The sequence below is a fragment of the Methyloparacoccus sp. NF-16 genome, from assembly GCF_056880625.1.
In genome coordinates this window covers 1,574,553-1,599,853 of the sequence record NZ_CP174130.1, presented here as the reverse complement: position 1 = coordinate 1,599,853, position 25,301 = coordinate 1,574,553, and the positions used below count along the sequence as shown (strand labels likewise).

Here is a 25,301-nt window from a genome sequence, read left to right as displayed (position 1 = left end):
ATGCCAGGCGTCTTGCCCGGGATACTGGCGGGGAACCCGTGATGCTTGGCCGGCTATGGGCCTATCGGGGGTTCATCGCGGGGAATGTCCGCCGAGAGTTTCAGGCAAAGTACCGGAACTCCCTGCTGGGCTCCTTGTGGTCGCTTATCCAGCCACTGTCCATGATTGTGGTTTACACCGTCATTTTTGCCAGCGTCATGCGGGCCAAGCTGCCTGGCGTTGATTCGACATTCGCTTACAGCATCTATCTGTGCGCCGGCACCCTGACGTGGGGGCTGTTTGCCGAAATCACCGCGCGGGGCCAGAGCGTCTTTATTGAAAACGCCAACCTGATCAAGAAGCTGAATTTTCCCAGGCTTTGCCTGCCGACGGTGGTCATTCTGAGCGCCGGACTCAACTTTGCGATCATCTTTGGTATTTTCACAATCTTCCTGTGGCTGACCGGGAATTTCCCGGGTTGGCCTTTCCTGGCCGTATTGCCCTTGCTGGCCGTGGAAACCGCCTTCGCCATTGGCGTGGGCGTTACCCTGGGGGTGCTGAACGTATTCTTCCGCGATGTCGCGCAATTGTTTGGCGTCATCCTGCAGTTCTGGTTCTGGCTGACCCCGATCGTCTACCCCGTGACGATCCTGCCCGAGGCCATCCAGCCCTGGATCCAGCGCAATCCCATGACGCCGTTGGTGAATGCCTACCAGGATGTCCTGGTTGCCGGACACTGGCCACGCTGGGAAAGCCTGTGGCCGATGGCGACGCTGGCGTTAGTGAGTTGCCTGCTGGGATATCGCCTGTTCCGCAGGCATGCCGGCGAGATGGTGGACGAACTGTAATGGGCAGCATTACCGTCACCCGTCTGGGCAAGGCATACAAGCAGTATCCCTCTCGCTGGTCGCGCCTGGCGGAATGGCTGGACCCGCGCAACAAGCCCCGGCATCACCTGCACTGGGTCTTGAAGGATATCAGCTTTACCGTCAATCCCGGCGAGGCGGCCGGCATTATCGGTATCAACGGTGCGGGAAAAAGCACGCTCCTGAAAATGATATCCGGTACTACCCAGGCCACCACGGGCAGCGTGCGGATAACCGGTCGCGTGGCCGCCCTGCTGGAGCTCGGAATGGGTTTCCATGCCGATTTCACGGGGCGGCAAAATGCCTATATGGCGGGGCAGCTGCTGGGTTACAGCATGGCGGAAATCCATGCGCTGATGCCCGACATCGAAGCCTTTGCCGAAATCGGCGACTATATTGACCAGCCGGTGCGCATCTATTCGAGCGGCATGCAGATGCGCCTGGCTTTCAGCGTGGCCACCGCTCACCGGCCTGACGTGCTCATCGTCGATGAGGCCTTGTCCGTCGGCGATGCGTATTTCCAGCACAAGAGCTTCTGCCGCATCCGCGAATATCGCGAGCACGGCACCACGCTGCTCCTCGTCAGCCACGACAAGCAGGCCATACAGAGCATCTGTGACTACGCCATTCTTCTCAAGGCGGGAGGACTGGCGATGCAGGGTGAACCCGAAGCGGTCATGGATTACTACAACGCCATGCTGGCCGAGCGCCATGCCCCGACCGTGCAGCAGCTCAGGATACCTCATGGCAAGGTGCAGACGGTTTCGGGAACGGGGGAGGCCATGGTCGAGGCAATCGTCTTGCTGGATGCCAAGGGCGAGCCGATCGAACTGGTTAATGTCGGCCAACCCGTTCGCCTGCAAATCAGGGTCAGGGTTATCGAGAGCATTCCCGAGCTGGTGGTGGGATACATGATCAAGGACCGCCTGGGCCAGCCGATGTTTGGCACCAATACCTGCCATATGAACAGGACGCTGCACGACCTGAAGGCCGGCCAGGCCATCACGATGCATTTCGATTTCATGGCCAGCCTGGGCGAGGGTACTTACTCGGTGGCGGTGGCCTTGCACATGTCCGACACCCATATCGCGAGAAATTACCAATGGCGTGATCAGGCATTGCTCTTCAATGTCCTGAATCGCGACAAGCCGGGATTCACGGGTTCCGCCTGGTTGCCCCCGGAGCTGGAAGTGTTGCTGTGAACGCAACCTTCTACTATGCGTTCGAGCAGAAGTTTCGTGGCTCGCGCGAATCGATCAAGTCGAGATGCGAGGTCTATCTGCCGTTCATCAAGCCGCTGCGCGAATATTTCCCGCAGGCCAAGGCGGTCGATCTGGGGTGTGGTCGCGGCGAATGGCTGGAGCTGCTGCAGGAACAGGGCTTTGACGCCCAGGGCGTCGACATCAACGATGCCATGCTCGTCGGTTGTCGTGAGCGCGGCCTTGAGGCTCATGCCGGCGATGCCCTCGACTTTCTGTGCAAGCTGCCGGATGCCAGCCAGCTGGTCGTATCCGGCCTGCATATCGCAGAGCATATTCCGTTTTCCGAACTCCAGGAGCTGGTCAGTCAGGCATGGCGCGTGCTTGTTGCGGGCGGCATCCTCATTCTGGAAACCCCCAATCCGGAAAACCTGGTTGTTGGCAGTTCAAGTTTCTACCTCGATCCCACGCATCAGCGTCCGATACCGCCGGAATTGCTGGCCTTCATGACGGAATACGCGGGCTTTAGACGAACCAAGATCTTGCGATTGCAGGAATCAAGGGCGCTTGCGAACAGCCTGGAACCCAAGCTTCTGGATGTCCTGACTGGCGTCAGCCCGGACTATGCCGTCATCGCGCAGAAGGAGGGCTCCGCCAGACTTCTCGAGGCGACCGGCGCACGGTTTGCCGCCGATTATGGATTGCGTCTGGAAACCCTGGCCAGCCGATATCAGCAACAGCTCGATGCGCGCGCAGCAGATGAGGTGGCGCGTGCCAGCCAGGCCGAGGAACGGCTGGCCCAGGCCGAAGCCCGCGAGCTCGACAGCCGCCATCAGGTTCAACAACTGCTGGTGACGGTGCGTCAGGCACAGACGCTGACCGAGCGGGCCGATGCGCGCGCGGCAGACGAGGCGGAGCGCGCGCGGCAGGCCGAGCAGCAGCTGAAGCTGGCCGAGATCCGCGAGGTGGAAGCCCACGCTCAACTACGCCAGTTGCGGGACGCTCTCCGGGATAGCGGGAACCGGGTGGCGGAATCTGAGCACCGGGTTTGCGAGCAGCAGCAGCGAGTGGCGGAGCTCACCCGCCAGCTGGAGACCATGACCCGCCAGGCTCACGACTGGCACGATCAAATACTGCGCTTGCAACGCACGGTTTCCTGGCGAATAACGGGGCCTGTCCGCTGGTTCCGCCGCGCCATGATCGCAGGCTATCACGGGACCCGCTGGCTCATCTCGCGACTGGTCCTGGCTGTTCTGCTCGTCCTCTGCCTGCCGCTTGCGCCCTTTCTGCTGCTGTCCGCGCGTTTTGTGCTGGCCAGGCCAAATCTGAGGAATCGCATCGGGCAGCATATTCGCCGTTATCCAACCCTGCGCGCGGGCTTGCGTCTGCTGGCATTCCGGCTGGGATTTCTGCACCACGATCCTCGACTGGCGACGGCGCCTGATGGCAGCGAGAGTCCCCGGCATGCCGGCGCGACGGGCAATCCGGCGAGGCAGGCGCCGCTCAGCCCTCGTGCCCGCCAGATCCATGCCGACCTCAAGCTTGCCCTCCAGCAAGGCAAACAGGAGAACGCCTGATGCGTATCGTCATCGACATGCAGGGTGCGCAGACGGAAAGCCGCTTTCGGGGCATTGGCCGCTATACGATGTCCTTCGCGCAGGCGGTCGCCCGAAACCGGGGTGAACACGACATCATCCTTGCCCTGAACGGCCTGTTTCCGGAGACCATCGACGCCATTCGCGCGGCGTTCGATGGCTTGCTGCCGGAGACAAGTCTTCGCGTCTGGCAGGCGCCCGGGCCGGTACGGGAGGAGCAACCCGAAAACCAAGCCCGCCGGGAGATGGCCGAACTCATCCGGGAAGCCTTCCTCGCCAGTCTGCAACCGGATGTGATTCATGTTTGCAGCCTGTTTGAAGGGTATGTCGATGACGCGGTAACCAGTGTTGGCAGGCTCGACAGGAGCACGCCGGTATCGGTGACCCTGCATGATTTGATACCCCTGCTGAATCCCGATCATTATCTCAAGCCAAATCCGCAGCACGAGCGATATTATCGCCGGAAGATCGAGCATCTCCGGTGCGCGGCTGTCTATCTGGCGGTTTCGGAGTCCTCCCGTCGCGAAGGGATAGATCATGCCGGATTGCCGGACGATTCGGTGGTCAGCACGTCCGAGGCCGCGGATGACCGATTCCGGCCGGTACCGATTGACGACAAAACCTCATCCAGGCTCTGGCAGACGTTCGGCATTACCCGGCCTTTCATCCTGTATTCCGGCGGAGCCGACGAACGCAAGAACCTGTCGCGGCTGATCGAAGCCTATGCGGCCTTGCCAAAGGCGCTGCGCAACGGGCATCAATTGTTGCTTGCCGGCAAAATGCCGGAGGGTGAGGTCGCGCGACTCAAGGAACATGCCCAGCATGCCCGCCTGCATGCCGAAGAACTGCGTTTCACCGGCTACATAAGCGACGAGGAACTCGTTCAGCTGTACAACCTTTGCAGGCTGTATATCTTCCCCTCCTGGCATGAAGGCTTCGGTTTGCCGGCCCTGGAAGCCATGGCCTGTGGCGCGCCGGTCATTGGTGCCAATACCAGCAGCCTGCCCGAGGTGATCGGGCAGGCGGAAGCCTTGTTCGACCCTTTCAGCATCCAGTCCATGGCCGACAAACTCCGCCAGGCACTGAAAGACGACGCCTTTCGTGCAAGGTTGCGCGAGCATGGCCTGCGGCACGTAAAGTCGTTTTCCTGGGATGAGACGGCTCGCCGGGCAATTGCGGCGTGGGAAACCCTGCCAACTCATGGCGGATCGGATCAGGCCTCTTGGCAAGCCATCCGCGGATCTCTGTCGGATGCTTATCGAAAACTGATGGACGGCATCGCTCGACTCGCACCATTATCGATAGGCGATATCGAGTTAAGGCAACTGGCGGTTTGCCTGGATCGAAACGAGCAAGAGGTCTTGGGTTGTCTGAGACCCTGCCATCTACCTGAACCAATAACCTGGCGCCTCGAGGGGCCCTTCGATAGCAGCTATAGCCTGGCGCTGGTGAATCGCGAGACCGCCCGTGCCCTGGCAGCACTGGGGCATCGGATCGTGCTGCATTCCACCGAGGGACCTGGCGATTTCCCACCGGACAAGCATTTCCTCCGCGAAAACCCCGATCTGTCCGACATGCATCGGCAAGCTGCTCGGGTGGCGCATGGTGATGCCGACGTGGTGAGTCGAAATCTCTATCCGCCGCGCGTATCGGACATGAGCGCGCGCTTCAATTTCCTGCACGGATATGCCTGGGAGGAAACCGGATTTCCGGCGGAATGGGTGGAAGCCTTCAATAGCACCCTGCAAGGCGTGATGGTCGTTTCAAGGCATGTCCGCAAGATCATGCTGGATCACGGAGTGACCGTCCCGGTCGAGGTCACGTCCAACGGTATTGATCATTGGCAGAGAATCGAATCGGACAGCCGCTATCATCTTAAAGCCAGATCCTTCCGTTTTCTCCACGTGTCCTCGTGCTTTCCGCGCAAGGGCGCGGATATCATGCTGCGGGCTTATGGCCGGGCATTTCGCGCCAGCGATGATGTCACCTTGATTGTCAAGACCTTCGACAATCCACACAACGACATCTATCGCTGGCTGGACGATGCCCGCAGGGAAGATCCTGATTTTCCGCATGTGGAAATCATTGTCGACGATCTTGCCGATGCTGAACTGAAAGCGCTTTACGAGCAGTCCCATGCCCTGGTGGCGCCCAGTCGCGCGGAAGGGTTTGGCTTGCCGATGGCCGAAGCGATGCTGTCCGGGCTCGCGGTCATCACGACGGGCTGGAGCGGGCAAACGGATTTTTGCACTCCGGATACCGCATGGCTGATCGACTACAGGCTTGCGTGGGCGAGAACGCATCTCGGCCTCTCCTCGTCGGTATGGGCCGAGCCCGACGAGATTCACCTGTCCTGGCTCATGAAAGAAGTCCGGCAAATGCCCGCGGCTGACCGCCGCAGCAGGATCGAGGCAGGGCAAAGACTGTTGCTCGAGAACTTTCGCTGGGTTCATGCAGCAGAGCGGATGGTGCATGCCGCGCGCAACTGGGCGCATGGTGCAAGGTCTGCCACGCCTCGTATTGGCTGGATAACGACCTGGAACATACGCTGCGGAATAGCCACCTATTCCGAGCACCTCATCAATAACATGCCAGACTCCATCCGCATCCTGGCGGCACATTCGGAGACACGGACGGCGGAGGATGGTGCGAATGTCCACCGCTGCTGGGAAACCGGGCATCGCGACGCCTTGAAGAATCTTGAAAGAGCCATCGAAGAGGATGCCCTCGATACGCTGGTGATTCAATTCAACTACGGCTTCTTCGATCTGGAAACATTTTCTCGCTTCCTGCATCGGCAAGTCGACGCTCGCCGCAAGGTCTTTGTCACCCTGCATGCCACAATCGATCCTGCCCACGCCCCAGACAAGAAGCTGACCACGCTGGCGTCCGCGCTGGAAAGATGCTGTCGCGTACTGGTCCATGCGCCGGGGGATCTGAACAGGTTGATGAAGCTTGGGGTGGTGGAAAACGTAACCTTGTTCCCGCATGGCGTCTTGGATTACGACCCGCCGGACAACCTGACTTCGCCAGGCAATCGGGGCTTTGTCGTTGCTTCATATGGCTTCTTTCTGCCCCACAAGGGTTTGCCGGAGTTGGTCGAGGCCGTGTCCCTGCTGCGCTCGAAAGGCGTCGATGTCATCCTGAAAATGTTGAATGCCGAATATCCGGTAAAGGAATCGAAGGACATCATTCAGCAGGTACGGAGCCGGATAGGGCATCTGCATCTGGAAGAGGCGATTTCCTTGTGCACTGATTACCTCAGCGATGCGGAGATACTGGAAATGCTGTCGCGGGCGGATCTGATCGTGTTTCCCTACCAGGAGACCGGGGAATCCGCGAGCGGAGCGGTTCGCTACGGAATCATATCCGGGAGACCGGTGGCGGTAACGCCTTTGGCGATTTTTGATGATGTGGATTCGGCGGTATATCGGCTGCCAGGGCTGACATCTTCTGACATCGCCGAGGGAATCCATAAAATTGCCCAGGACATACGGAATGCCGAGCACCACACCCTGGAGAGGGCTCGCAACGCCGAGCGTTGGCGGGATGAACATCGCTACTCCAGGGTGGGGGCGCGGCTTTCGCGAATGCTTCTGGGGTGTCACGGCAATCGGTGAAAGGGCGCGGAAACCATTGTCTGGCCAGGTCCATTGCCCAGCGTTGCCCAGCGGCTTTGCATCCTGACTGATCAAGGTCGGCGGGTCTGGCAGGTTGGCTTTCGCGTTGCCGGTTATCAATTATATTCTTGTCGGTGATGAGCATGAAATGCAAACCATGTAGATACTCGGATTTTGCAACGGAATCCTACAGGAGCATCGAGCGTGACTTGAAGATACGGCAGATCTATCCATGGCACTCGGCTGCCAGCCAGGATTTTGCCAACCGAAAGTTCTGGGAGTGGTGTCAAATCGCTGCCGTGCTGGATGAGTTCGGCAAGTTGCAGCACGGCTCCAAGGGGCTTGGTTTTGCTGTTGGAACTGAGCCGTTGGCATCTTACTTTGCCGCGAAAGGTTGCGATATCCTCGCCACTGACTTGTCCACAGCGCTCAGCAGCCAGGGGTGGATCGACAGAAACGAGCACGCCGAATCATTGGAAAACATATTCTACAAGGAGCTTGTTTCCAGGGACGAGTTTGATCGAAGAGTCGTCTTCAAGCCGGCGGACATGCGGACCCTGCAAGGCATTGGCGGTCAGTATGATTTCCTATGGAGCTCATGTGCGCTAGAGCATCTTGGGTCACTGGATGCCGGTTTCCAGTTCATCGAGAAGTCCCTGGAGTTCCTGAAGCCGGGCGGCATAGCCGTCCATACAACCGAATATAACGTGTCTTCCAATGCCGATACGGTGGCCGCGGGTGATAACGTCATCTATCGCAGAAGCGATATTGAGGATTTATATGAAAAACTGTCCGGGACAGCTTACAGGATGGCGGAGCCTGACTTTGATTGCGGTAACAGTCAGCAGGATATCGAGCCTGATCTTCCCCCATATTTCCAGGGTGACAAATACCACATAAAGCTCCTCATGGATGGCTTTGTGGCAACATCATATCTGTTGATTATCGAAAGGCTGCCAGAACAATAAATATTATATTTAGTCATGCGGCGGAAATTCTGTTGACTTAGCCCATCTCTTCAAGATACTTTCCATATTATTGTGCCTGGCAGCAAGACAGCTTTTTTCATACATCATGACAACTGCAATCATCACCGGCATTACCGGCCAAGATGGTGCATATCTGGCACAGTTTCTGCTCAACAAGGGTTACACGGTCTATGGTACCTATCGTCGCACCAGCTCTGTCAATTTCTGGCGGATCGAGGAGCTTGGCATACAGTATCACCCGCATCTGCATCTGGTGGAATATGACCTGACGGACCTGGGAACCAGCATTGCGCTGGTGCAGCGCGTGCGACCCCGGGAAATCTATAACCTTGCCGCGCAGAGTTTCGTCCGGGTGTCGTTTGAACAGCCGGGCACCACCGCGCAGATTACCGGGATTGGGGCACTGCATCTGCTGGAGGCCATCCGACTGGTCGACCCTGGCATTCGCTTCTATCAGGCCAGCACGTCCGAGATGTTCGGCAAGGTGCAGGCTATCCCCCAGAAAGAGGACACACCGTTCTATCCCCGCAGTCCTTATGGGGTGGCCAAGCTATATGCGCACTGGATGACGGTGAATTATCGCGAGAGTTACAGCATCTTCGCCTGTAGCGGCATTCTGTTCAATCATGAAAGCCCGTTGCGAGGGCGCGAGTTTGTTACCCGGAAAATTACCGACAGCGTGGCCAAACTCATGCTGGGCCGGGTCGACTGTCTGGAACTTGGCAATCTGGATGCCAAACGCGACTGGGGATTTGCCAAGGAATACGTTGAAGGGGTGTGGCAAATGCTGCAGAAAGATATCCCCGATACCTATGTGCTGGCAACAAATCGTGCCGAGACTGTGCGCGACTTCGTGCGTCTGGCATTCAAGGTTGTGGGTGCGGAGCTGGAGTTTTCTGGCCGGAATGAGCAGGAAATCGGCGTGATTCACTCTGTGTCCGAAGAGGTGCCGCTGCCAGGCGAGAGGAGATTGCGTGCTGGCCAGGTAGTCGTACGGGTAAATCCGGATTTTTACCGTCCCGCGGAGGTGGATGTTCTCATTGGTGATCCGTCGTATGCCAGGGACAGGCTGGGCTGGAAGCCGAAGACCACGCTGGAGGAACTGTGCCAGATGATGGTGGAGGCCGATCTCCGCCGCAATCGGCAGGGCTTCAGTTTTTGATGCTCTCGCCATGAAGATTCTGCTGACGGGGGCTTGCGGATTCACCGGCCGGCATTTCCGGGAGTCGGCCGAGCGGCAAGGGCATGAAGTCGTTTCACCTGTCTTCGAGTTGCGGGATCCGGCTGCCATTGCGCGGGAACTGGCTGCCATCGACTATACCCATGTCGTCCACCTGGCAGCCATCAGTTTTGCCGAGCATGCCGACCCGGAATCCCTCTATCAAGTCAATTTGCTGGGCACCCTGCATCTGCTGGAGGCTTTGCTTTCGCGCGGGGTATCCGTGGAACGCATCTTGCTGGCCAGCAGCGCCAACATCTACGGCAACGCAAGCGTCCCGGTCATCGATGAGACGATCTGTCCTGCCCCCATCAACCATTACGCGACCAGCAAGCTGGCGATGGAGCACATGGCGCGGGCTTATGCCAACCGGTTGCCCATCGTGTTCGTCAGGCCGTTCAATTACACCGGAAGAGGCCAGGATTCCGCCTTTATCGTACCCAAGCTTGTGGAATGTTTTCGTGCCAGAGCCAGCGCCGTGGAGGTGGGAAATCTGGAGGTCGAGCGCGAATTCAACGATGTAAGAATGGTATGCGAGGCCTATCTCAGATTGTTGGTATCTGCGGATATCGGCTGTACCTACAACATCTGCTCCGGCAAAGGTTATGCCCTGCGTGACGTGCTTGAGCAGTTGGGGACATTGTCCGCCCATCGCCCGGCAATACGCGTCACGCCGAAATTCGTGCGATCCCAGGAAGTCCACCGGCTGGTTGGCGATCCATCCCGCCTGCAATCAGCCATAGGTGCATTACCGGAATATCCATTGTCGGAGACCCTGCAATGGATGCTGGATGCAGAACCCTCCCGGAACACCCACCGAATGCCAGCAACAACAGGGCAGCATGTCAAGCTTTGATATCATTCTCGATGCCGATGCCATCCAGGCACCCCTGACGGGGATCGGGCGCTATGCCTACGAATTGGCCAAGGGCTTGCGGAAACATCCGGCGGTCGGTCATCTCAGGTTGCTGCGCCGGTACCGCTGGATAGCCCATGAAACCACCTTGGTTGAGACGGTACCGCTGGCTGCCCAGCAGCGGACGGCGGATGCCGAAACCGGCTGGACATCCGTCCTCAGGGCAACCCGACGCACGGTTGGCCGGACCCTGTCACCCGGCCTCAAGTATCTGAAGGCGAGGCGATACCAGAACTATATCTATCATTCGCCAAACTATGCCCTGCCGCCGTTTCCTGGTTTGCGGGTCAGCACCATCCATGATCTGTCGGTTATCCGTTTCCCCGAGTTCCATCCAAGGGAACGGGTCAATCATCTGTTGCGCCTGTTTCCCAAGATCCTGCGGCGCTGCGATCTGGTGCTGACGGATTCGGAATTCTCGCGCCAGGAAATACTGGAAGCCTTCCGGTTGCCTGAGGACCGCGTGAAAACCGTCTACCTGGGGGTGGATCCGGGTTATTATCCGCGTCTCCATGAGCCACTGGCAGCCCGGCTTGGTGCCTACGGCTTGCAGCCAGGCCGTTACCTGCTGTCCGTCGGGACAATCGAACCGCGGAAAAACCTGCTGGGGCTGATGCAGGCCTACGAGGCCTTGCCGGACGGCATCAAGCGGGAATACCCGCTGGTTCTGGTCGGAAACCCGGGCTGGCACAGCCAGGAGATACATGCCAGGATGCGTGCCGGCCAGTCGGCAGGTTGGCTGATCTACCTCAATTATGTCCGGGAAGCCGACTTGCCCGTGATCTATGCGGGTGCGCGATTGTTTGTCTGTGTATCCCTGTATGAAGGGTTTGGCCTGCCGGTCCTGGAGGCAATGGCCACCGGTATTCCCGTGATCTGTTCTAATCTCGCCTCCTTGCCGGAGGTGGGGGGACAGGCGGCGTGCCTGGTCGACCCGCTCTGTCAGGAGGAGATCACCGCGGCCATGTCGCTGTTGCTTTCCGATACGCGACGGCATGCCGCCCTGGCTGAACGTGGCCCGATTCAGGCAAGCCGGTTTGGCTGGGATAAAACGGTTGCCAACACCCTGGATGCCTATCGTTGCCTGTACTGAGCAACCGGGAACCCACGCCACGGGCGTGATTGTCCCTGCCGCGGGAGCACGGCTTCAAGCCGGCTTCCGTGCCGTCCTCCGGCGCCTGCCCTCCGGTGCCCCGGGCTTGTCCGGCCCCATCCAGCGCGGCTTGCCATCTGGCCTGAGTTCGAGCGTGGCGTCGAAGAATCCGGCAGGTTCTTGACGGTCGGAGAAGACGACCGGCGTTATGCCGCGCCGGCGCAGCAGCTTGAGAATGGCCAGCAGCTTGTCCGGCGGCAGCGAGGACCCCGGACGGTCGAGGAACACGAACCGGGGCCGGTTGGCCAGGACACGGGCCATGACCAGCAACTGCTGTTCTGCCAGCGAGAGCACGCTGTCCCAGTCCTGTACCTGCTCGAAGCCACCGAATTTCTCGGGCAGCTTGCCCAGCCCGACCGCGCGCAGGCAGGCGTGAATGGCGTCCACGGGCGGGCACAGCTCGCGCGGACGCAATTCCGGCAGCCGTCTCCGGTCGGTGCCGGTCTCCGGGTGCGGCTTCAGGAACATCTCGCGCAGCGTACCGGGCGCCAGGTACGGGCGCTCGGTGACGAACAGGATGTGCTCCAGCGGCGGCCGCACCAGGGTGCCTTCGGCAATCGGCCAGAGCCCGGCGGTGGCCTGAAACAGGGCCAGGCGGGCCGTTTCCTCGGGACCGTGGACGAGGACCGCCTGACCGGCTGGTATGTCGGCCGTCAGGTTCTCGATCAGTGCCCGGTCTCCCTGGCGCGACAGCAACCTGACATTGGCGTAGCTGACGTGGTCGCGGTCACGCCACTGTTCGGTCTGTGCCTGGCTCATGGCAACCTCGCCGGTTTCGTCGCGCAGCGCCGTGTCGGCCAGCAAGCCGATGCGGCGAATGACCGCGGTATAGGACGACAGCGACTGGAATTGCGTGATGATCAGCGAGAAGGCGCCGAGCAGCTGGGTGAAGGCGACGGCGGACTGGGTGATGACGCCGAATTCAACCCGACCGTCGATGAACAGCGGCGCCACGAACAGGGCGGGGATGATCTGGATCATCCAGTTGTAGCCGGTCGTGAAGAAACCGAGATTGCGGTTGACGCGGATGATGCGTTGAAAGTTGCGGGTCAGTGCATCGAGCTGACGCCCGGCGCGAATGATCCACAGGCCCTCGCGCCGCGCCAGCGCCACCGCGTCGGCATTGTCGCGCAGGTGGATCAGCGACGCGCGGAAGTCTGCCTCCTGGTCGAGCTGGTCATAGTTCAGCTGTACCAGCGGATGGCCGAGGCGTATGGTCAGCCAGGTACCCAGTGAGGCATAGGCGACCGCCACGCCGAAGAGCAGGGGACTGATGCTCCACAAGACGCCGGAAAAGGCCAGCACGGTCAGGCCGCCATTGGCCAGCATCAGCGCGTAGGAAAGGGTCGTGGTGGTGAAGAAGCGGACATCCTCGGTCAGCCGCTGGTCGGGGTTTTCCACCTCGTCGCCGTCGTTCTCCAGCCGGTAATAGACCCGATGATCGGCATAGCGCCGGAACAGGTGCCAGGTCATCCAGTTGCGCCAGAGCAGCCCCAGCGATTCCTCGGTGTAGCGCAGGCTGACCGCGATCAGGGTCAGAAGGGCAAAGACCCCGACATACAGCAAGGCGTACCACCAGAAACCGGCGCGGTCGCGCTCCTCGATGGCGGTCATGAAAAATCGCCCCACGTAGCTGTTGAGGACATTCAGGGCGTTGATCGACAGGAGGAACAGGACGATGCCGGCCGAGTACAGCAACACCCTGCGGCCGACGGCCTCATCCGCCAGGATGGCGCGGATCATGTTCACAACGCGCGAGAAAGTCTCGCGATTCAGGGTGTTACGGCTGGCGGACATGGCGAACGCTCCGGGTCTCGGGAAATTGGGTGGTCGCTGGATCCTGCGGGAATCCCGTCGCACGGGCGGCGATCGCCACGGCGGGGCAGGGCGCCGGTGGCCGGCGCCGCTCATTCATCGGGATTCCTGCGTCAGTTGCCGCCGCGCGGCAGCCAAGGCGGCGCGATCTTGCTCGGTCGCCCGCGGATAGCGCAGGTTCAATCCATCCAGGGTCTTGCAGATGATTTCCGCGACCAGTGCGCGGCAGGCCCACTTGTGATCGGCCGGGATCACATGCCAGGGTGCCCAGGCGGTGCTGGTCGCGGCAATGGCATCCTCGTAGGCGTCCAGATAGTCATCCCAGTGCGCACGCTCGGCGAGGTCGGCAAGCGAGAACTTCCAGTGCTTGTCAGGTTCATCCAGGCGGTCCAGGAAGCGTTTTTTCTGCTCGTCGCGGGACAGGTGCAGGTAGAACTTCAGGACCACCGTGCCATTGCGCGCCAGATGCCGCTCGAAGCCGTTGATATCCTCGTAGCGATCGCGCCAGAACCTCTTGCCACGCTTGCCGTCCGGCAACTGCTGCTGTTCCAGCCATTGCGGATGGACCCGCGTGACCAGCACGTCCTCGTAATAGGAGCGGTTGAAGATGCCGATGCGGCCGCGCTCGGGCAGGGCACGCATGCAGCGCCAGAGAAAGGTGTGATCCAGTTCCTCGGCGGAGGGGCGCTTGAAGGAGAACACCTGGCAGCCCTGCGGATTGACGCCGGACATGACGTGCTTGATGGTGCTGTCCTTGCCGGCCGCGTCCATGGCTTGCAGGATGATCAGCAGGGCATGGCGGTCGTCGGCGTACAGCAGCTCCTGTTTCTCGGCCAATTGCTCCAGGTTGTCCCGCAGCAGTTCCGTCGCCAGCGACCGGTAGTGGTCGAGGTCGCCCTTGAGGCCGCCATTCGGCCAGCGGGTGTCGATTTCCCGCAGGCGGACGTTTTCGCCCGGCTTGATGCGCACCGCCTTGAGAACCTGCTTGTCGATCATGGTGCTTCCCCGTAAGCCTGGCGACGACGCGTCTCCCGTCCGGCGATAGAGCAAGAGGGCGGTTCCCGATGTTCGCCGCCGGTGGTCGAGCCGGAGCGGTAGCGGCGGCAAAAGACCCTCCTGCGCGGAAACACGACCCGACCTGCCCCGCCCCTAGCGCGCCACAGGCGCCGCCGAGAAATGGCTGCTCATGCTTTCCCTCAGCTGCCCATCCTCGCCATAGATGAACAGGGCCTTGAGACCTTCGGATTCGGCCAGCCTGGCACCCTCGACCTCGCCGACGCAGAGGAGGGCGGTCGACCAGGCATCGGCCAGGGTCGGATTCTCGTCCAGCACCGTGGTCGACAGCAACCGGTGCGTGACGGGCCGGCCCGTGCGCGGATCGAGGATATGCGAGTAACGCTGGCCGCCGGCCTCGAAGAAATTGCGGTAGGTGCCAGAGGTCATCACCGCCACGCCGCTGGCCTCGTGCAGTTCGAGGATGCGTTGCACCTCGCGTGCCATCGGCATCGGCTTCTCGATGGCGACCCGCCAGGGTGTGCCGTCGGCCTTGCTGCCGCGGACCTTCATTTCGCCGCCGACCTCGGCCAGATAATCGGTGATGCCCCGGTTTTCCAGCGCCTGCGCCAGCACCGCCACCGTATAGCCCTGGGCGATGGAATCCAGACTGACTTGCAACTCCGGGTCCTGCTTGCGCAGCCGATGGTTGGCGGCGTCGAGCTCGAGTTTGTCCATGCCCACATGGGTCATGACCGCCCGGATCGCGCTGGCGTCCGGTACCGTCTGCTCATGACGGGTGAAGCCCCACAGCTCGAACAGCGGCTTGACCGTCAGGTCGTAGCACCCTTGGGTCTTGGCATGGATGTCCTGTGCCACCGCGATCAACTGGACGATGCTTGGCGTGACCGGCTGCCAGTCGGTGGTTTTCTGGCGGTTGAAGCGCGAAATGACGGAATCCTCGCGCCAGTTCGAGAGCTGTTCGTCCACCAGATGGAAAACGGCTTCGATGTCGGCCTGCAACTGCTTACGATCGACAACCACGCCGCGCGTGACCGCCTTGAGATGGTAGGTGGTGCCCTGGATGGAGCCGGACAGTTGCAGTTCGGCATCCGGCTGGCAAGCCGTGAGCAGGAGGATGGCGAGCGCCGAAGACAGGAAACGCAATGGCATGGATCTGTGTCGCTGAAAACTCGATGCCGCATTCTAGCGGCTTATCACGGTGGTATACCCATCCACATGCGTTTTCCCGAGCGATGCACCCGATCACGCATTTATTTAACATAATATACATTATGCGCAATTGCCTTGCGTGCTCTTGACAATGCTCTGGGCAGCCATCCACTGCCTGCACCTACGTCTCTCGCGCGGCAAAGCGCGAGAGACGTAGGGATGGCCTGTGGATACAGCGTGCTACAGCCCCAGTGCTGTTGCGAAGCGATGCGTCCAGCCCCAGGCGGGAACCGTGGGCACGGAACTGCAGATCGGGGACGCATGGCTCTGGTTGCACGGCGTGTCGCGGTCGACCGACCAGAAATGCACGCCGGCCAGCCCGTTGCCCAATGCCCAGGCCACCATGGTGTCGGTGTTGGCCAGGGAGAACAGCTCATCCGTCACATCGTTGACGCCAATCATGGGCGTCAACTCGATGCGGCTCAACGGTATGCCAAACCGGGCATTCAGGTTTTTGGCTGCCTGGATGGCCGTCTCGCCCATGTCGCAGAGTCCGTTGTTGTCAAGGACACAGACGCCGCTGCCCGCTCTGCCATAGTCCATGACCATCAGATTGATGGTGTAGTTATTCAGCGGATATTGCTTCAAGGCCTGGATGACGTGATAGCCGGTTACCGACAGATCCCCGTAAGGCGCAGTCAATGCGCCGCCATTGCTGGAGCCCAGGGTGGCGATGGTGAAACTGAAGCGCAGGTCGGGATAATCCGCCTGGACCGTTGCCACCTGCCGGACCAGGCTCTCGATGTCGGCGGCGCTCTGCCCAGCCTCGATGTCGAAGTCCACGCCGACCAGATTCCTCGACGCGTAACGGTTGATGAAGGTGCGCATGCCCTCGGGACTGCCGCAATGAAAGGCGCCCGCCGCACCACCGGTGGAAACCACGTAGTTCTTGCCGGCAGCGACGAAGTTGCTCACATTCACGGCGGCCAGGGATTCCGGCGCGATGCCGGCCCAGTTTTCGCGACCGCATTCGCCGGTGGCGAAGGCCCAGGTCACGGCGGGCACCCGTGCAGGCAGGACGTCCAGCAGCGGCTTCAGGCTACCGCTGGCCATGGTCGACATCACGTTGGTATTCCAGTTCATGGAAATGCCGGCATCCTTGTAGGGACTGAACAGGAAATGTCCCGGCAGCGAACCTGTCGGCAAGCCTTCCCCGTCGTCGACCGGATCGGGATCGGCGGGCGGCGTGGTTCCGCCGCCATCGCCCGCACCGACGGAACTGTCGTAAACCACCGCGACGGATTCCTCCACGCTGGCCGCTTTGCGCAGATTCGCCAGGGAGCCGCCATTGAAGCCGCTGCTGACCGACCCTCCCGCCGTGACGGCAGCTGTCCATGCCAGCGGACCCAAGACGACCGTTCCGTCATCGGCCATCGTCGCCTGCAGATTCCAGGGACCGCTGCTGAAGACATCCCGGGCGGTGGCCAGATCGGGAAATTTCAGCCGTACCTGCCAGCCACCACCGGCAGGCAGGGCGTCAGCGGAGAGGTTCTTGACGGTGATGTTGCCGCCATAGCCGCCTGCCCAGCGGCTGTTCACCGAGAAAAGCACTTCCAGCGCGCCCGGCGTGCCACCCGGATGTTCACCGCCAGCAACGGGCGGATCGTTGCCGGGCGCGGGCGTGCCTCCACTGCCGCTATCCGTGCCGGATGACAGGCCGGCCAGCGTCTGTTGCGCATCGCCAGGGCTCATGACCGCCGCCACGCAAGGCTGCCCATTGAAGGTACAGTCATCCAGCACGACATGTGGATCGAGCACGCCCTGACCATTGAAGCCGATATTCAGCACGCTGTTCGCGGCGACGGCGCCGCTCCAGGATGGCGCCGCGACGGTAAAGCGCTGCGTCGCGGCATCGTAGGTCACCACCGCATTCCAGAACCCTGCGGCGGCGGCCTGCCGTCCCAGGTCGGCTGAACGGAATGTCAACGTCCAGCCTGCCGGCGTGTCCGATGGCAGCCAGAGCTGCAACGCCCCGGTATAGCCGGCCCAGCTGTCGGCGGCGGTTCCCCAGGCCGACGCCGCACTGACGATCACCCGTGGCACGGGTGCCGGCAAGGTGGCGCCCTGGACTGGCTGAAGCGCCACGGCCCACAGGCAGATGGCTGGCAGGGTTCCGGCAAACTTTTTGTTCATGGTCGTGTCTCCTTGAGGTGGCCGACGCCACACCGCAACGGTCGCGAATGGCAGGGTGTCCGCCAGCCATCCGGCGCTTCTGGCGCGCCGGGCACGCTGGGCCCGGCCTGCACGAGTGACTCTAGCGCCACGGGACGGTTTCGTCTAATAACCAGACAATAAATTTTTTATCGTCACCGGGACGCCTGCTGCGCCCGCCACCTCACGTTTCACGAAAAAACCGATATCGATGATTACCTGGTCCCAGGAGTTTGCCATCGGTCATGTGCGGATCGACCACGAGCACCAGACGTTCCTGTGCCTGGTCAACGATTTTCACCTGGCCCGCCGGTCGGGCGCCTCGCCCGTCAAGCTGAACCGTATCCTCAACGAACTCTCCCTCTACGCCCGCTTCCACTTCTACAGTGAGGAAAATGTCATGGCCGATAGCGGCTATCCCGATCTGGAAGCCCATCGGCTGCTGCACTACACTCTGATCGAGATGCTGAACAACAAGATATTGGGGTTGCAGATCTGTGCCATCGACGCCGGCCAAGTGGAAAGCTTCCTGATCGACTGGTTCGTCCAGCATGTGACACAGGAGGACAGCAAGATCGGCCGGCATCTGGGCCAATCCCCGACGTCTATTCCGTCTCGTACAGGTGAGCTGTAAAAACCCGGGGGCAGGGTTTCGACTCCATGATGCATGGGTGTCGTGACACCCATGCCGACATCGGGCGTCAAACTCGCCTCCCCTGCCCCTTTTTAACCCTGCCAAAACCACCGCTGCTCATGCGGATCCTTCCCGTCCGCGCCCAACATCGGCAAGTTTCAAAACTTCATATATCGCTCCTCGCCCGTCCACATTCTTGCAGGCGTTCGGGGCGCCCTGAAAAACATTCCCGCGAACGCAAAATTCCATTAAAATCAACGGCTTGCGGCGATATCTCGCGTGGAAACCGACGCGCTTTCCGGAAGATCCCCCTCTGCTGGCTGACAAAAAAGGTTGGATTCGATGACGACTCAGTGCGGCTTCGCGCAGCCACTCAACGTCAACGTGCCGGTATTCCCGAACTATGGCATACCGCAGGTGCAGAACTACCCGTTCAACGTGTTCTCGCAGACCGATTTCAAAGGCGCGGGCACATCCTCAACCAACTTTTCGCCACCGCCGCTGTTGTCGACCACACCCAGCCTGTTCGGGCCGTTCGATTCCGGCGGACATCCCGACCAGGGGGCTGGGCTTCGACCCGTACCCGTTCAGGGTGGGCAACTGGCCCCACGACGGCAACAGCACCCGGGGGCCGATGATGACATGCGGGAAAGGCGGCCAACGGCAGCGGATGCCCGGCCGGTACCCGGGTTTTGCCCTGGCAGGCCCGGCGGGATAACATCCGGTATCGGTCCATGAAAGCGGGGTAACGCCTTGGCGAATGCAGCGGATGCGAACCTTCAGCCCGTCGCGCTGGGCTTCATCGAGGACGTCCAGGGGGCGGTGGTCGACATCCGCTGCGCGCGGTTGCCGCCCCTGCACCGGGCCGTGCAGGTGTGGCTCAGCGGTGAGCCCTGCCGGCTGGAGGTCCTGCGCCATCTCGACGAACGGCGTGTGCGGGCCGTGGCCCTGCACCGGACCTGCGGGCTGAAACGCAGGATGCCGGTCTTCGATGGTGGTGGCGGACTGGCGATACCGGTCACGCCCGGCTGCCTGGGCCGCCTGCTGGATCTCTTTGGCCGGCCGCTGGACGGCGGTCCGCCACTGGACGACACCCACCGCCGGCCGATCGTGGCACCGCCCGTGCCGCTGTCGGAAACCGTCGGCGTCGGCGAGATCCTGCTCACCGGCATCAAGGTCATCGACCTGCTCTGCCCCTTCGTGCGCGGCGGCAAGACCGGCCTGTTCGGCGGTGCCGGGGTCGGCAAGACGGTGCTGATCATGGAGTTCATGAACGCCATCGTGCGTCTGCACCGTGGCGTGTCCGTGTTCGCCGGTGTCGGCGAGCGCATCCGCGAGGGGCATGAGCTCTGGCACGACATGCAGGATGCCGGCGTCATGCCGCGGACCCTGATGGTCTTCGGACAGATGGACGAGTCGCCCGGTGTCCGCTACCGCGTCGCCCTGTCGGCACTGACCTACGCGGAATACCTGCGCGACCACGTCGCCCGCGATGTCCTGTTCCTGCTGGACAACGCCTTCCGCTTCGTGCAGGCCGGCAGCGAACTGTCGGGCCTGCTGGGACGCATGCCAGCCACGGTGGGATACCAGCCGACCCTGCTGTCCGAGGTGGCGGAGTTGCAGGAACGCATCCTGTCCACCCGCAGCGGCAGCATCACGGCGGTGGAAGCCGTCTACGTTCCCGCCGACGACATGACCGATCCGGCGGTGGAGGCCATCCTGGCGCACCTCGACACCACCGTCATTCTCTCCCGGCAGCAGGCCGCCAAGGGCATCTACCCGGCCGTCGACCCGCTGGCCTCCGGCAGCAGGGCGCTGGATCGCGCGGTGGTCGGCGACCGCCACTACCGCGTGGCCCAGGCGGTCCGCGAGCATCTTGCGCGCTATCGCGACCTGGAGGACATCATCGCCATGCTCGGGCTGGAGGCGCTGTCGGCCAGCGATCGCCAGCTGGTGCAACGGGCCCGGCGGCTGGAGCGCTACCTGACCCAGCCCTTCTTCGTGGTCGCCGGGCACACCGGCATTCCCGGCGCCGCCGTGGCGCTGGCAGCCACCCTGAACGATTGCGAGGCGCTGCTGCGCGGCGATATCGATGCCTGGCCGGAAGAGGCTTGCTACATGCGCGGCGCGCTGGCCGAGGCGACGCCGGCATGAGCACGGGCTTCGTATTGCAGTTGCAGGGCGCGACCCGGCAGGAAAGCATTGCCGACGTCGTGCTGTTCACCGGCCAGGACGCAAGTGGCAGTTTCGGCATCCTGCCCGGCCGGGCGCCCTTGATCACGGTGCTGGACTACGGCCTCGCCCGGTTCCAGGTGGCCGGGTCCGGCTGGCGCTACCTGGCCTGTCCGGGCGGGATTCTGTATTTTGCCGACAACTGCCTGCGGCTGGCGACCCGGCGCTATCGGCTGGACGAGGACTACGAGCGCGTTGCCGAGTTGCTGCGGGGACAGCTGGCCCGCGAGGAAGCCGAGCTGAAAACGGTGAAGGATCATCTGCAACGCCTGGAGCATGAGCTCTACCTGCGCCTGCGCCGGCTGGAAGGAGGACACGCATGAATGACGAACACTGGCACCGCGAAGTCCGCCGCCACAGCGAGCGCATCCGCTCGGCCGAGCGCGGCCGGCGCACGGCGCTGGCGCAGACCGTGTTCCTCGGCACGCTGTCGATCCTCTTCCTCCTGCCGCTGATCGGCGGCGCCTACCTGGGGCGCTGGCTGGACAGCCAGCAGCCCGGCTATGCCACCCACTGGACCGTCAACGGCATCCTGCTGGGCCTGGCGCTGGGCATCTTCAACGTCTGGCGTTTCATCCGCCGGTACGGGTGATGGACAACATCGGCGCCGTTTTCCAGGTCGGCCCGTTCGGCGTGACCCGTACCGTGGTGACGACCTGGGGCATCATGCTGCTGATGGCCGGCGCCAGCTGGCTGGCGACGCGCCGGCTGTCGGTCGCCAGCCCCGGGTTGGTGCAGACCGCCCTGGAAGGCCTGGTCCAGGCCATCGATGCCGCCATCGCCGCGGTGTTGCCGGGACGTTCGACGCCCCTGATCCCGTTCATGGGCACCCTGTGGCTGTTCATCGCCATCGCCAATCTGGCGGGGCTGGTGCCGGGCCTCGACTCGCCGACCGGCGACCTTTCCGCCACCGCCGCCCTCGCCGTCGTGGTGTTTCTCGCCGTGCACGGCTTCGGCATCCGCGCCAGTTCGCTCGGCGCCTACCTCAGGCACTATCTCGCGCCCAGCCCGATCCTGCTGCCGTTCCACCTCCTCGGCGAACTCTCGCGCACCCTGGCCCTGGCGGTACGCCTGTTCGGCAACATCATGAGCCTGGAAATGGCGGCACTGCTGGTCCTGCTGGTCGCCGGACTGCTGGTGCCGGTACCGGTGCTGATGCTGCATGTCATCGAGGCCCTGGTGCAGGCGTATATTTTCGGCATGCTGGCGCTGATCTACATCGCCGGCGGCATGCAATCCCGCGAGCCGCCGGCGGAAGCACCGCCGCCGACCGATTCGCACGCAACGGGGGACACGACATGAGCGACATCCATTGGTTTGCCCTGGTCTCCACGGTGGTGGCCGGCCTGGTCATCGCCGCGGGCATCATCTTTCCCGCCCTGGCCATGGGCCGGGCCATCACTCAGGCGCTGGAATCCCTGGCACGCCAGCCGGAAGCGGAAAAATCCATCACCCGCACGCTGTTCATCGGCCTGGCGATGATCGAATCCCTGGCCATCTATGTGCTGGTGGTCGTGCTGATCCTGCTGTTCCGCAATCCGTTGCTGGAATATTTCCTCGATACGGGCGCCCCATGAACCTCGACTGGACCACCTTCGGCCTGGAAATCGTCAACTTTCTGGCACTGGTCTGGATTCTCAAGCGCTTTCTCTATCAGCCGGTGCTCGCCATCCTGGCCCAGCGGCGCGCCGCCATCGACAGCACCCTGGCCGCGGCGTGGGAGCTGGAAACGGGCGCCCGGACGCAGCAGGCCCAATACGCGGCGCGCTTGGCCGACTGGGAACGCGAGAAGGCGCGGGCATTGGCCCAGCTGCAGGACGAGCTGGCACGGGAGCGCGGCCGCCGGCTGGAGGCGCTCGAGCAGCAGCTGGCGGAGGAGCGCGCCCGGCAGGCGGCCATCGAGGCGCGGCAGCAGGCGCTCCGCCGGCACGAACTGGAAACCGCTGCCATCGCCCAGGCGCAGCGCTTCGCCCGGGTGGTCTTCGGCCGTCTGTCCGCCCCGGCGGTGGAGCACCACCTGCTCGATCTGCTGCTGGACGACTGGCGGCAGCTGCCGGGCGATACCCTGGCACGGCTGCGGGCCGATCTGGACGCATCGCCCGACGGCTTCCGGGTGGTCAGCGCCTTTCCCTTGCCGCCGGCCGCGCGTGCCCGCCTCGGCGACGCCCTTGCCCAGCGTCTGGAGTGTCCGCTGGCCATCGATTTTGCCGAGGATCCCGCCTTGCTGGCGGGCTTCCGCATCGCCCTGGGTGCCTGGCAACTGCGCCTGAACCTGGCCGACGACATCGCCGATTTCGCCGCCGCCGCCAACCATGCCGGCTGAGTTCCCGCCGGCTTCCCCCCTGGCGCGCCAGGCCGGCTGGCTGCGGGACTATGGCTTCCGTCTGCGCCTGGAGGAGCACGGCCGCATCGCGGCCATCGGCGACGGCATCGCCTGGGTCCAGGGCCTGCCGTCCGCGGCGCTGGACGAGGTGTTGCGATTCGAGAACGGCGGCAGCGGGCTGGTCTTTCACCTCGGCGCCGAACGCCTCGGCGTCATCGTGCTCGACCCGGGCGGCGGCGACTGCGGGCTGACCGCCGGAACCGCCGCCGCCCTGACCGGCCGGACGCTCGACATCGGCGCCGGCGACGCCTGCCTGGGCCGCGTGCTCGACCCCCTGGGCAAACCTCTCGATGGCGGCCTGCCGCCGCGCACCACGGCGCGCCAACCGCTGGAAGCCCCCTCCCCGCCCATTCTGGCGCGGGATTTCGTCGACCAGCCCCTGATCACCGGCTGCAAGCTGGTCGACACCCTCATCCCCATCGGCAAGGGGCAGCGGCAGCTGATCATCGGCGACAACGGCACCGGCAAGAGCGCGCTGGCCCTGGACGCCGTCATCGCCCAGCGCGGCCGTGGGGTGCTCTGCGTCTATGTCCTCATCAGCCAGAAGCGCTCGGCGGTCGTCGCCACGCTCGAAACCCTGCGGCAGACCGGAGCCCTGGCACATACCTGCGTGGTGGTCGCCGAGGCGACCGCCATGGCGGGCCTGAAATACCTGGCCCCCTTCGCCGGTTGTGCCATCGCCGAAGCCTGGATGACGGCGGGCCGCGACGTGCTGATCGTCTACGACGATCTCAGCACCCATGCCCGCGCCTACCGCGAGATTTCCCTGCTGCTGCGGCGCCCGCCGGGGCGCGAGGCCTATCCGGGCGACATCTTCTACCTGCATGCACGCCTCCTGGAGCGCTCCACGCGGCTGTCCCCGGCGCATGGCGGCGGCAGCATGACCGCCCTGCCGCTGGTGGAAACCGAGCAGGGCGAGCTGTCTGCCTACATCCCGACCAACCTGATCTCGATCACCGATGGCCAGATCTATCTCGATGCCCGCCTGTTCGCCGCCGGTCTCCTGCCGGCGGTCGATGTCACCCGCTCGGTCTCGCGCATCGGCGGCAAGGCGCAATATCCCGCCATCAAGGCCGAGGCCGGGCGCATGAAGCTCGACTACCTGCAATTCCAGGAACTGGAGATATTCACCCGCTTCGGCTCGCGGCTCGAAGCCAGCGTCGAGGCCCGCATCCGCCGGGGACGCCTGCTGCGCGAACTGCTGAAGCAGGAGCGCCTGTCGCCGCTGACGCCCGAGCAGCATCTCGGCTGGCTGATCGCCTACAACGACGGCTGCTTCGACGATCTGCCGCTGGAGCAGGCCGCGGACGCCCTGAGCCGGCTGCTGCACCGCCTCGGGGATAGCCCGCTGACCCTCAGTTCGCCCCGCGAAGACTGGCAGCAGGCGGTGCAGGCCCGCTGCCGCGATACCGGCCATGAGCCGGCGGCGTGAACTGGCGCGGCGGCTGGGCGCCCTCGGCGACATCGCCGGCATTCTCTCGGCCATGCGCGGCCTTTCGCTGATGGAGATTCGTGCCCTGGAGGACAGCCTGCCGGCCCAGCGGCGCATGCTGGACACCATCGAACAGGCCGCGGCCGATGTGCTTGCCACCCGCCCGGCGCCGGACCTGGCCGAAACCGGGCCGGCCATCTGCATCCTGGTCGGCTCCGAGCAGGGTTTCTGCGGCGATTTCAACGACGTCTTGCTGGCCGGCTGGCAGGCGCGGGCACCGGCGGCTGGCATGGCCTGCCTGAGCGTCGGTCAGCGGCTGGCCAGCCGGCTGGGCACCTCGGCCCAGCCCCTGCTCGAACTGGCCGGCGCCAGCCTGGCCGATGAGGTGCCGAAAGTCCTGTTGCGCCTGACCGCGGCGCTCAGCGAGCTGGCTGCGACCCCGGCATGGCGGGGGCACTGCCTGAGCGCGCTGCACCACGACGCCGAACCCGGCCGGCTGCGCCTGCGGCAGCTCTTGCCCATGCAGCCGGCGCTGGCGCCGGTGCGGCGCGCCTATCCGCCGGATGTCACGCTGCCGCTGCCGCGGCTGCTGCAAGGCCTGACCCGGCACTATCTGCATGCCGCGCTGAATCAGGTGCTGTACAGCTCCCTGCTGGCCGAAAATCGCCAGCGCCATGCCCACATGCAGACCGCCCTCAACCGCCTGGACGAGGATCGCGACCGGCTGCGGCTGGCCTACAACGCCCAGCGGCAGGAGGACATCACCGAGGAGATCGAGGTCATCCTGCTGTCGGCCGGCATCCCGGCCGATGCCTGACCGGTCCGGGCCGCCGCCGGAACGTGCGGCAAATGCCACAGCCCGCTGCGTGAAGTCACGCATTTTCCGCGCCCG

General features: G+C 63.0%; 21 protein-coding genes. 17 read left to right on the top strand and 4 right to left on the bottom strand.

Features of this window, described 5'->3' with window-relative positions:
• Positions 1-41: 41 nt before the first annotated feature.
• From ACH5N8_RS07690 to ACH5N8_RS07655, 8 genes are all read left to right on the top strand, one after another.
• Entirely contained in the window at positions 42-827 is a 786-nt protein-coding gene (locus ACH5N8_RS07690) for an ABC transporter permease (RefSeq protein WP_483283133.1), read from the top strand.
• On the top strand, positions 737-2,047 hold the full coding sequence (locus tag ACH5N8_RS07685) for an ABC transporter ATP-binding protein (RefSeq protein WP_483283132.1): 1,311 nt from the start codon (positions 737-739) through the stop codon (positions 2,045-2,047). Before ACH5N8_RS07690 ends, ACH5N8_RS07685 begins: the two co-directional genes overlap by 91 nt.
• The gene (locus tag ACH5N8_RS07680) at positions 2,044-3,621 is read left to right on the top strand and encodes a class I SAM-dependent methyltransferase (RefSeq protein ID WP_483283131.1); all 1,578 of its coding nucleotides are present in this window, start codon (positions 2,044-2,046) and stop codon (positions 3,619-3,621) included. Before ACH5N8_RS07685 ends, ACH5N8_RS07680 begins: the two co-directional genes overlap by 4 nt.
• Positions 3,621-7,259: a glycosyltransferase gene (locus ACH5N8_RS07675; RefSeq protein WP_483283130.1), complete on the top strand. Its 3,639-nt coding sequence runs from the start codon at positions 3,621-3,623 to the stop codon at positions 7,257-7,259. Before ACH5N8_RS07680 ends, ACH5N8_RS07675 begins: the two co-directional genes overlap by 1 nt.
• Before the next feature lie 209 nt (positions 7,260-7,468).
• Positions 7,469-8,227 (top strand): class I SAM-dependent methyltransferase, encoded by a 759-nt coding sequence (locus tag ACH5N8_RS07670; protein ID WP_483283129.1) that lies wholly within the window; start codon positions 7,469-7,471, stop codon positions 8,225-8,227.
• A gap of 106 nt (positions 8,228-8,333) precedes the next feature.
• The gene (gmd, locus tag ACH5N8_RS07665; RefSeq protein WP_483283128.1) at positions 8,334-9,410 is read left to right on the top strand and encodes a GDP-mannose 4,6-dehydratase; all 1,077 of its coding nucleotides are present in this window, start codon (positions 8,334-8,336) and stop codon (positions 9,408-9,410) included.
• 10 nt (positions 9,411-9,420) lie between these two features.
• Positions 9,421-10,323: an NAD-dependent epimerase/dehydratase family protein gene (locus tag ACH5N8_RS07660; RefSeq protein ID WP_483283127.1), complete on the top strand. Its 903-nt coding sequence runs from the start codon at positions 9,421-9,423 to the stop codon at positions 10,321-10,323.
• Positions 10,310-11,476 (top strand): glycosyltransferase family 4 protein, encoded by a 1,167-nt coding sequence (locus tag ACH5N8_RS07655; protein WP_483283126.1) that lies wholly within the window; start codon positions 10,310-10,312, stop codon positions 11,474-11,476. Before ACH5N8_RS07660 ends, ACH5N8_RS07655 begins: the two co-directional genes overlap by 14 nt.
• 54 nt (positions 11,477-11,530) lie before the next feature.
• On the opposite strand, the gene ACH5N8_RS07650 is transcribed toward ACH5N8_RS07655, so the two are convergent.
• The 4 genes from ACH5N8_RS07650 to ACH5N8_RS07635 form a co-directional block, all read right to left on the bottom strand.
• Positions 11,531-13,333 carry an ABC transporter ATP-binding protein/permease gene (locus tag ACH5N8_RS07650; protein WP_483283125.1) on the bottom strand — a complete coding sequence of 601 codons (1,803 nt, stop codon included), beginning with the start codon at positions 13,331-13,333 and terminating at the stop codon, positions 11,531-11,533.
• 114 nt (positions 13,334-13,447) lie between these two features.
• Entirely contained in the window at positions 13,448-14,347 is a 900-nt protein-coding gene (locus ACH5N8_RS07645) for a polyphosphate kinase 2 family protein (RefSeq protein ID WP_483283124.1), read from the bottom strand.
• 153 nt (positions 14,348-14,500) lie between these two features.
• Positions 14,501-15,517, bottom strand: a complete 1,017-nt coding sequence (locus tag ACH5N8_RS07640) for an FAD:protein FMN transferase (RefSeq protein ID WP_483283123.1) — start codon at positions 15,515-15,517, stop codon at positions 14,501-14,503.
• A 240-nt stretch (positions 15,518-15,757) separates the two neighbouring features.
• Positions 15,758-17,710, bottom strand: coding sequence for a cellulose binding domain-containing protein (locus tag ACH5N8_RS07635; protein ID WP_483283122.1), 1,953 nt, complete (start codon positions 17,708-17,710; stop codon positions 15,758-15,760).
• A 229-nt stretch (positions 17,711-17,939) separates the two neighbouring features.
• On the opposite strand from ACH5N8_RS07635, the gene ACH5N8_RS07630 reads away from it, so the two are divergent.
• The 9 genes from ACH5N8_RS07630 (at position 17,940) to ACH5N8_RS07590 (ending at position 25,226) form a co-directional block, all read left to right on the top strand.
• Positions 17,940-18,362: a bacteriohemerythrin gene (locus tag ACH5N8_RS07630; protein ID WP_483283121.1), complete on the top strand. Its 423-nt coding sequence runs from the start codon at positions 17,940-17,942 to the stop codon at positions 18,360-18,362.
• Between the two features lie 753 nt (positions 18,363-19,115).
• Entirely contained in the window at positions 19,116-20,516 is a 1,401-nt protein-coding gene (gene atpD / locus ACH5N8_RS07625; RefSeq protein ID WP_483283120.1) for a F0F1 ATP synthase subunit beta, read from the top strand.
• Positions 20,513-20,917, top strand: coding sequence for a F0F1 ATP synthase subunit delta/epsilon (locus tag ACH5N8_RS07620; RefSeq protein WP_483283119.1), 405 nt, complete (start codon positions 20,513-20,515; stop codon positions 20,915-20,917). The genes atpD and ACH5N8_RS07620 overlap by 4 nt, the downstream gene beginning before the upstream one ends.
• Positions 20,914-21,186: an AtpZ/AtpI family protein gene (locus ACH5N8_RS07615; protein ID WP_483283118.1), complete on the top strand. Its 273-nt coding sequence runs from the start codon at positions 20,914-20,916 to the stop codon at positions 21,184-21,186. Before ACH5N8_RS07620 ends, ACH5N8_RS07615 begins: the two co-directional genes overlap by 4 nt.
• Positions 21,186-21,896 carry a F0F1 ATP synthase subunit A gene (locus ACH5N8_RS07610; protein WP_483283117.1) on the top strand — a complete coding sequence of 237 codons (711 nt, stop codon included), beginning with the start codon at positions 21,186-21,188 and terminating at the stop codon, positions 21,894-21,896. The genes ACH5N8_RS07615 and ACH5N8_RS07610 overlap by 1 nt, the downstream gene beginning before the upstream one ends.
• The gene (gene atpE, locus ACH5N8_RS07605) at positions 21,893-22,171 is read left to right on the top strand and encodes an ATP synthase F0 subunit C (RefSeq protein ID WP_460028498.1); all 279 of its coding nucleotides are present in this window, start codon (positions 21,893-21,895) and stop codon (positions 22,169-22,171) included. The genes ACH5N8_RS07610 and atpE overlap by 4 nt, the downstream gene beginning before the upstream one ends.
• The gene (locus tag ACH5N8_RS07600; protein ID WP_483283116.1) at positions 22,168-22,917 is read left to right on the top strand and encodes a F0F1 ATP synthase subunit delta; all 750 of its coding nucleotides are present in this window, start codon (positions 22,168-22,170) and stop codon (positions 22,915-22,917) included. Before atpE ends, ACH5N8_RS07600 begins: the two co-directional genes overlap by 4 nt.
• Positions 22,907-24,409, top strand: a complete 1,503-nt coding sequence (locus ACH5N8_RS07595; protein WP_483283115.1) for a F0F1 ATP synthase subunit alpha — start codon at positions 22,907-22,909, stop codon at positions 24,407-24,409. The genes ACH5N8_RS07600 and ACH5N8_RS07595 overlap by 11 nt, the downstream gene beginning before the upstream one ends.
• Entirely contained in the window at positions 24,393-25,226 is an 834-nt protein-coding gene (locus ACH5N8_RS07590) for a F0F1 ATP synthase subunit gamma (RefSeq protein WP_460028501.1), read from the top strand. The genes ACH5N8_RS07595 and ACH5N8_RS07590 overlap by 17 nt, the downstream gene beginning before the upstream one ends.
• The last annotated feature ends 75 nt before the right edge of the window (positions 25,227-25,301 follow it).

Coding starts and splice junctions, on each gene's coding strand:
- ACH5N8_RS07690 (WP_483283133.1), top strand. CDS start 42: ATGCTTGGCCGGCTATGGGCCTATCGGGGGTTCATCGCGGGGAATGTC.
- ACH5N8_RS07675 (WP_483283130.1), top strand. CDS start 3,621: ATGCGTATCGTCATCGACATGCAGGGTGCGCAGACGGAAAGCCGCTTT.
- gmd (WP_483283128.1), top strand. CDS start 8,334: ATGACAACTGCAATCATCACCGGCATTACCGGCCAAGATGGTGCATAT.
- ACH5N8_RS07660 (WP_483283127.1), top strand. CDS start 9,421: ATGAAGATTCTGCTGACGGGGGCTTGCGGATTCACCGGCCGGCATTTC.
- ACH5N8_RS07655 (WP_483283126.1), top strand. CDS start 10,310: ATGTCAAGCTTTGATATCATTCTCGATGCCGATGCCATCCAGGCACCC.
- ACH5N8_RS07650 (WP_483283125.1), bottom strand. CDS start 13,333: ATGTCCGCCAGCCGTAACACCCTGAATCGCGAGACTTTCTCGCGCGTT.
- ACH5N8_RS07645 (WP_483283124.1), bottom strand. CDS start 14,347: ATGATCGACAAGCAGGTTCTCAAGGCGGTGCGCATCAAGCCGGGCGAA.
- ACH5N8_RS07640 (WP_483283123.1), bottom strand. CDS start 15,517: ATGCCATTGCGTTTCCTGTCTTCGGCGCTCGCCATCCTCCTGCTCACG.
- ACH5N8_RS07635 (WP_483283122.1), bottom strand. CDS start 17,710: ATGAACAAAAAGTTTGCCGGAACCCTGCCAGCCATCTGCCTGTGGGCC.
- ACH5N8_RS07630 (WP_483283121.1), top strand. CDS start 17,940: ATGATTACCTGGTCCCAGGAGTTTGCCATCGGTCATGTGCGGATCGAC.
- ACH5N8_RS07620 (WP_483283119.1), top strand. CDS start 20,513: ATGAGCACGGGCTTCGTATTGCAGTTGCAGGGCGCGACCCGGCAGGAA.
- ACH5N8_RS07615 (WP_483283118.1), top strand. CDS start 20,914: ATGAATGACGAACACTGGCACCGCGAAGTCCGCCGCCACAGCGAGCGC.
- ACH5N8_RS07610 (WP_483283117.1), top strand. CDS start 21,186: ATGGACAACATCGGCGCCGTTTTCCAGGTCGGCCCGTTCGGCGTGACC.
- atpE (WP_460028498.1), top strand. CDS start 21,893: ATGAGCGACATCCATTGGTTTGCCCTGGTCTCCACGGTGGTGGCCGGC.
- ACH5N8_RS07600 (WP_483283116.1), top strand. CDS start 22,168: ATGAACCTCGACTGGACCACCTTCGGCCTGGAAATCGTCAACTTTCTG.
- ACH5N8_RS07595 (WP_483283115.1), top strand. CDS start 22,907: ATGCCGGCTGAGTTCCCGCCGGCTTCCCCCCTGGCGCGCCAGGCCGGC.
- ACH5N8_RS07590 (WP_460028501.1), top strand. CDS start 24,393: ATGAGCCGGCGGCGTGAACTGGCGCGGCGGCTGGGCGCCCTCGGCGAC.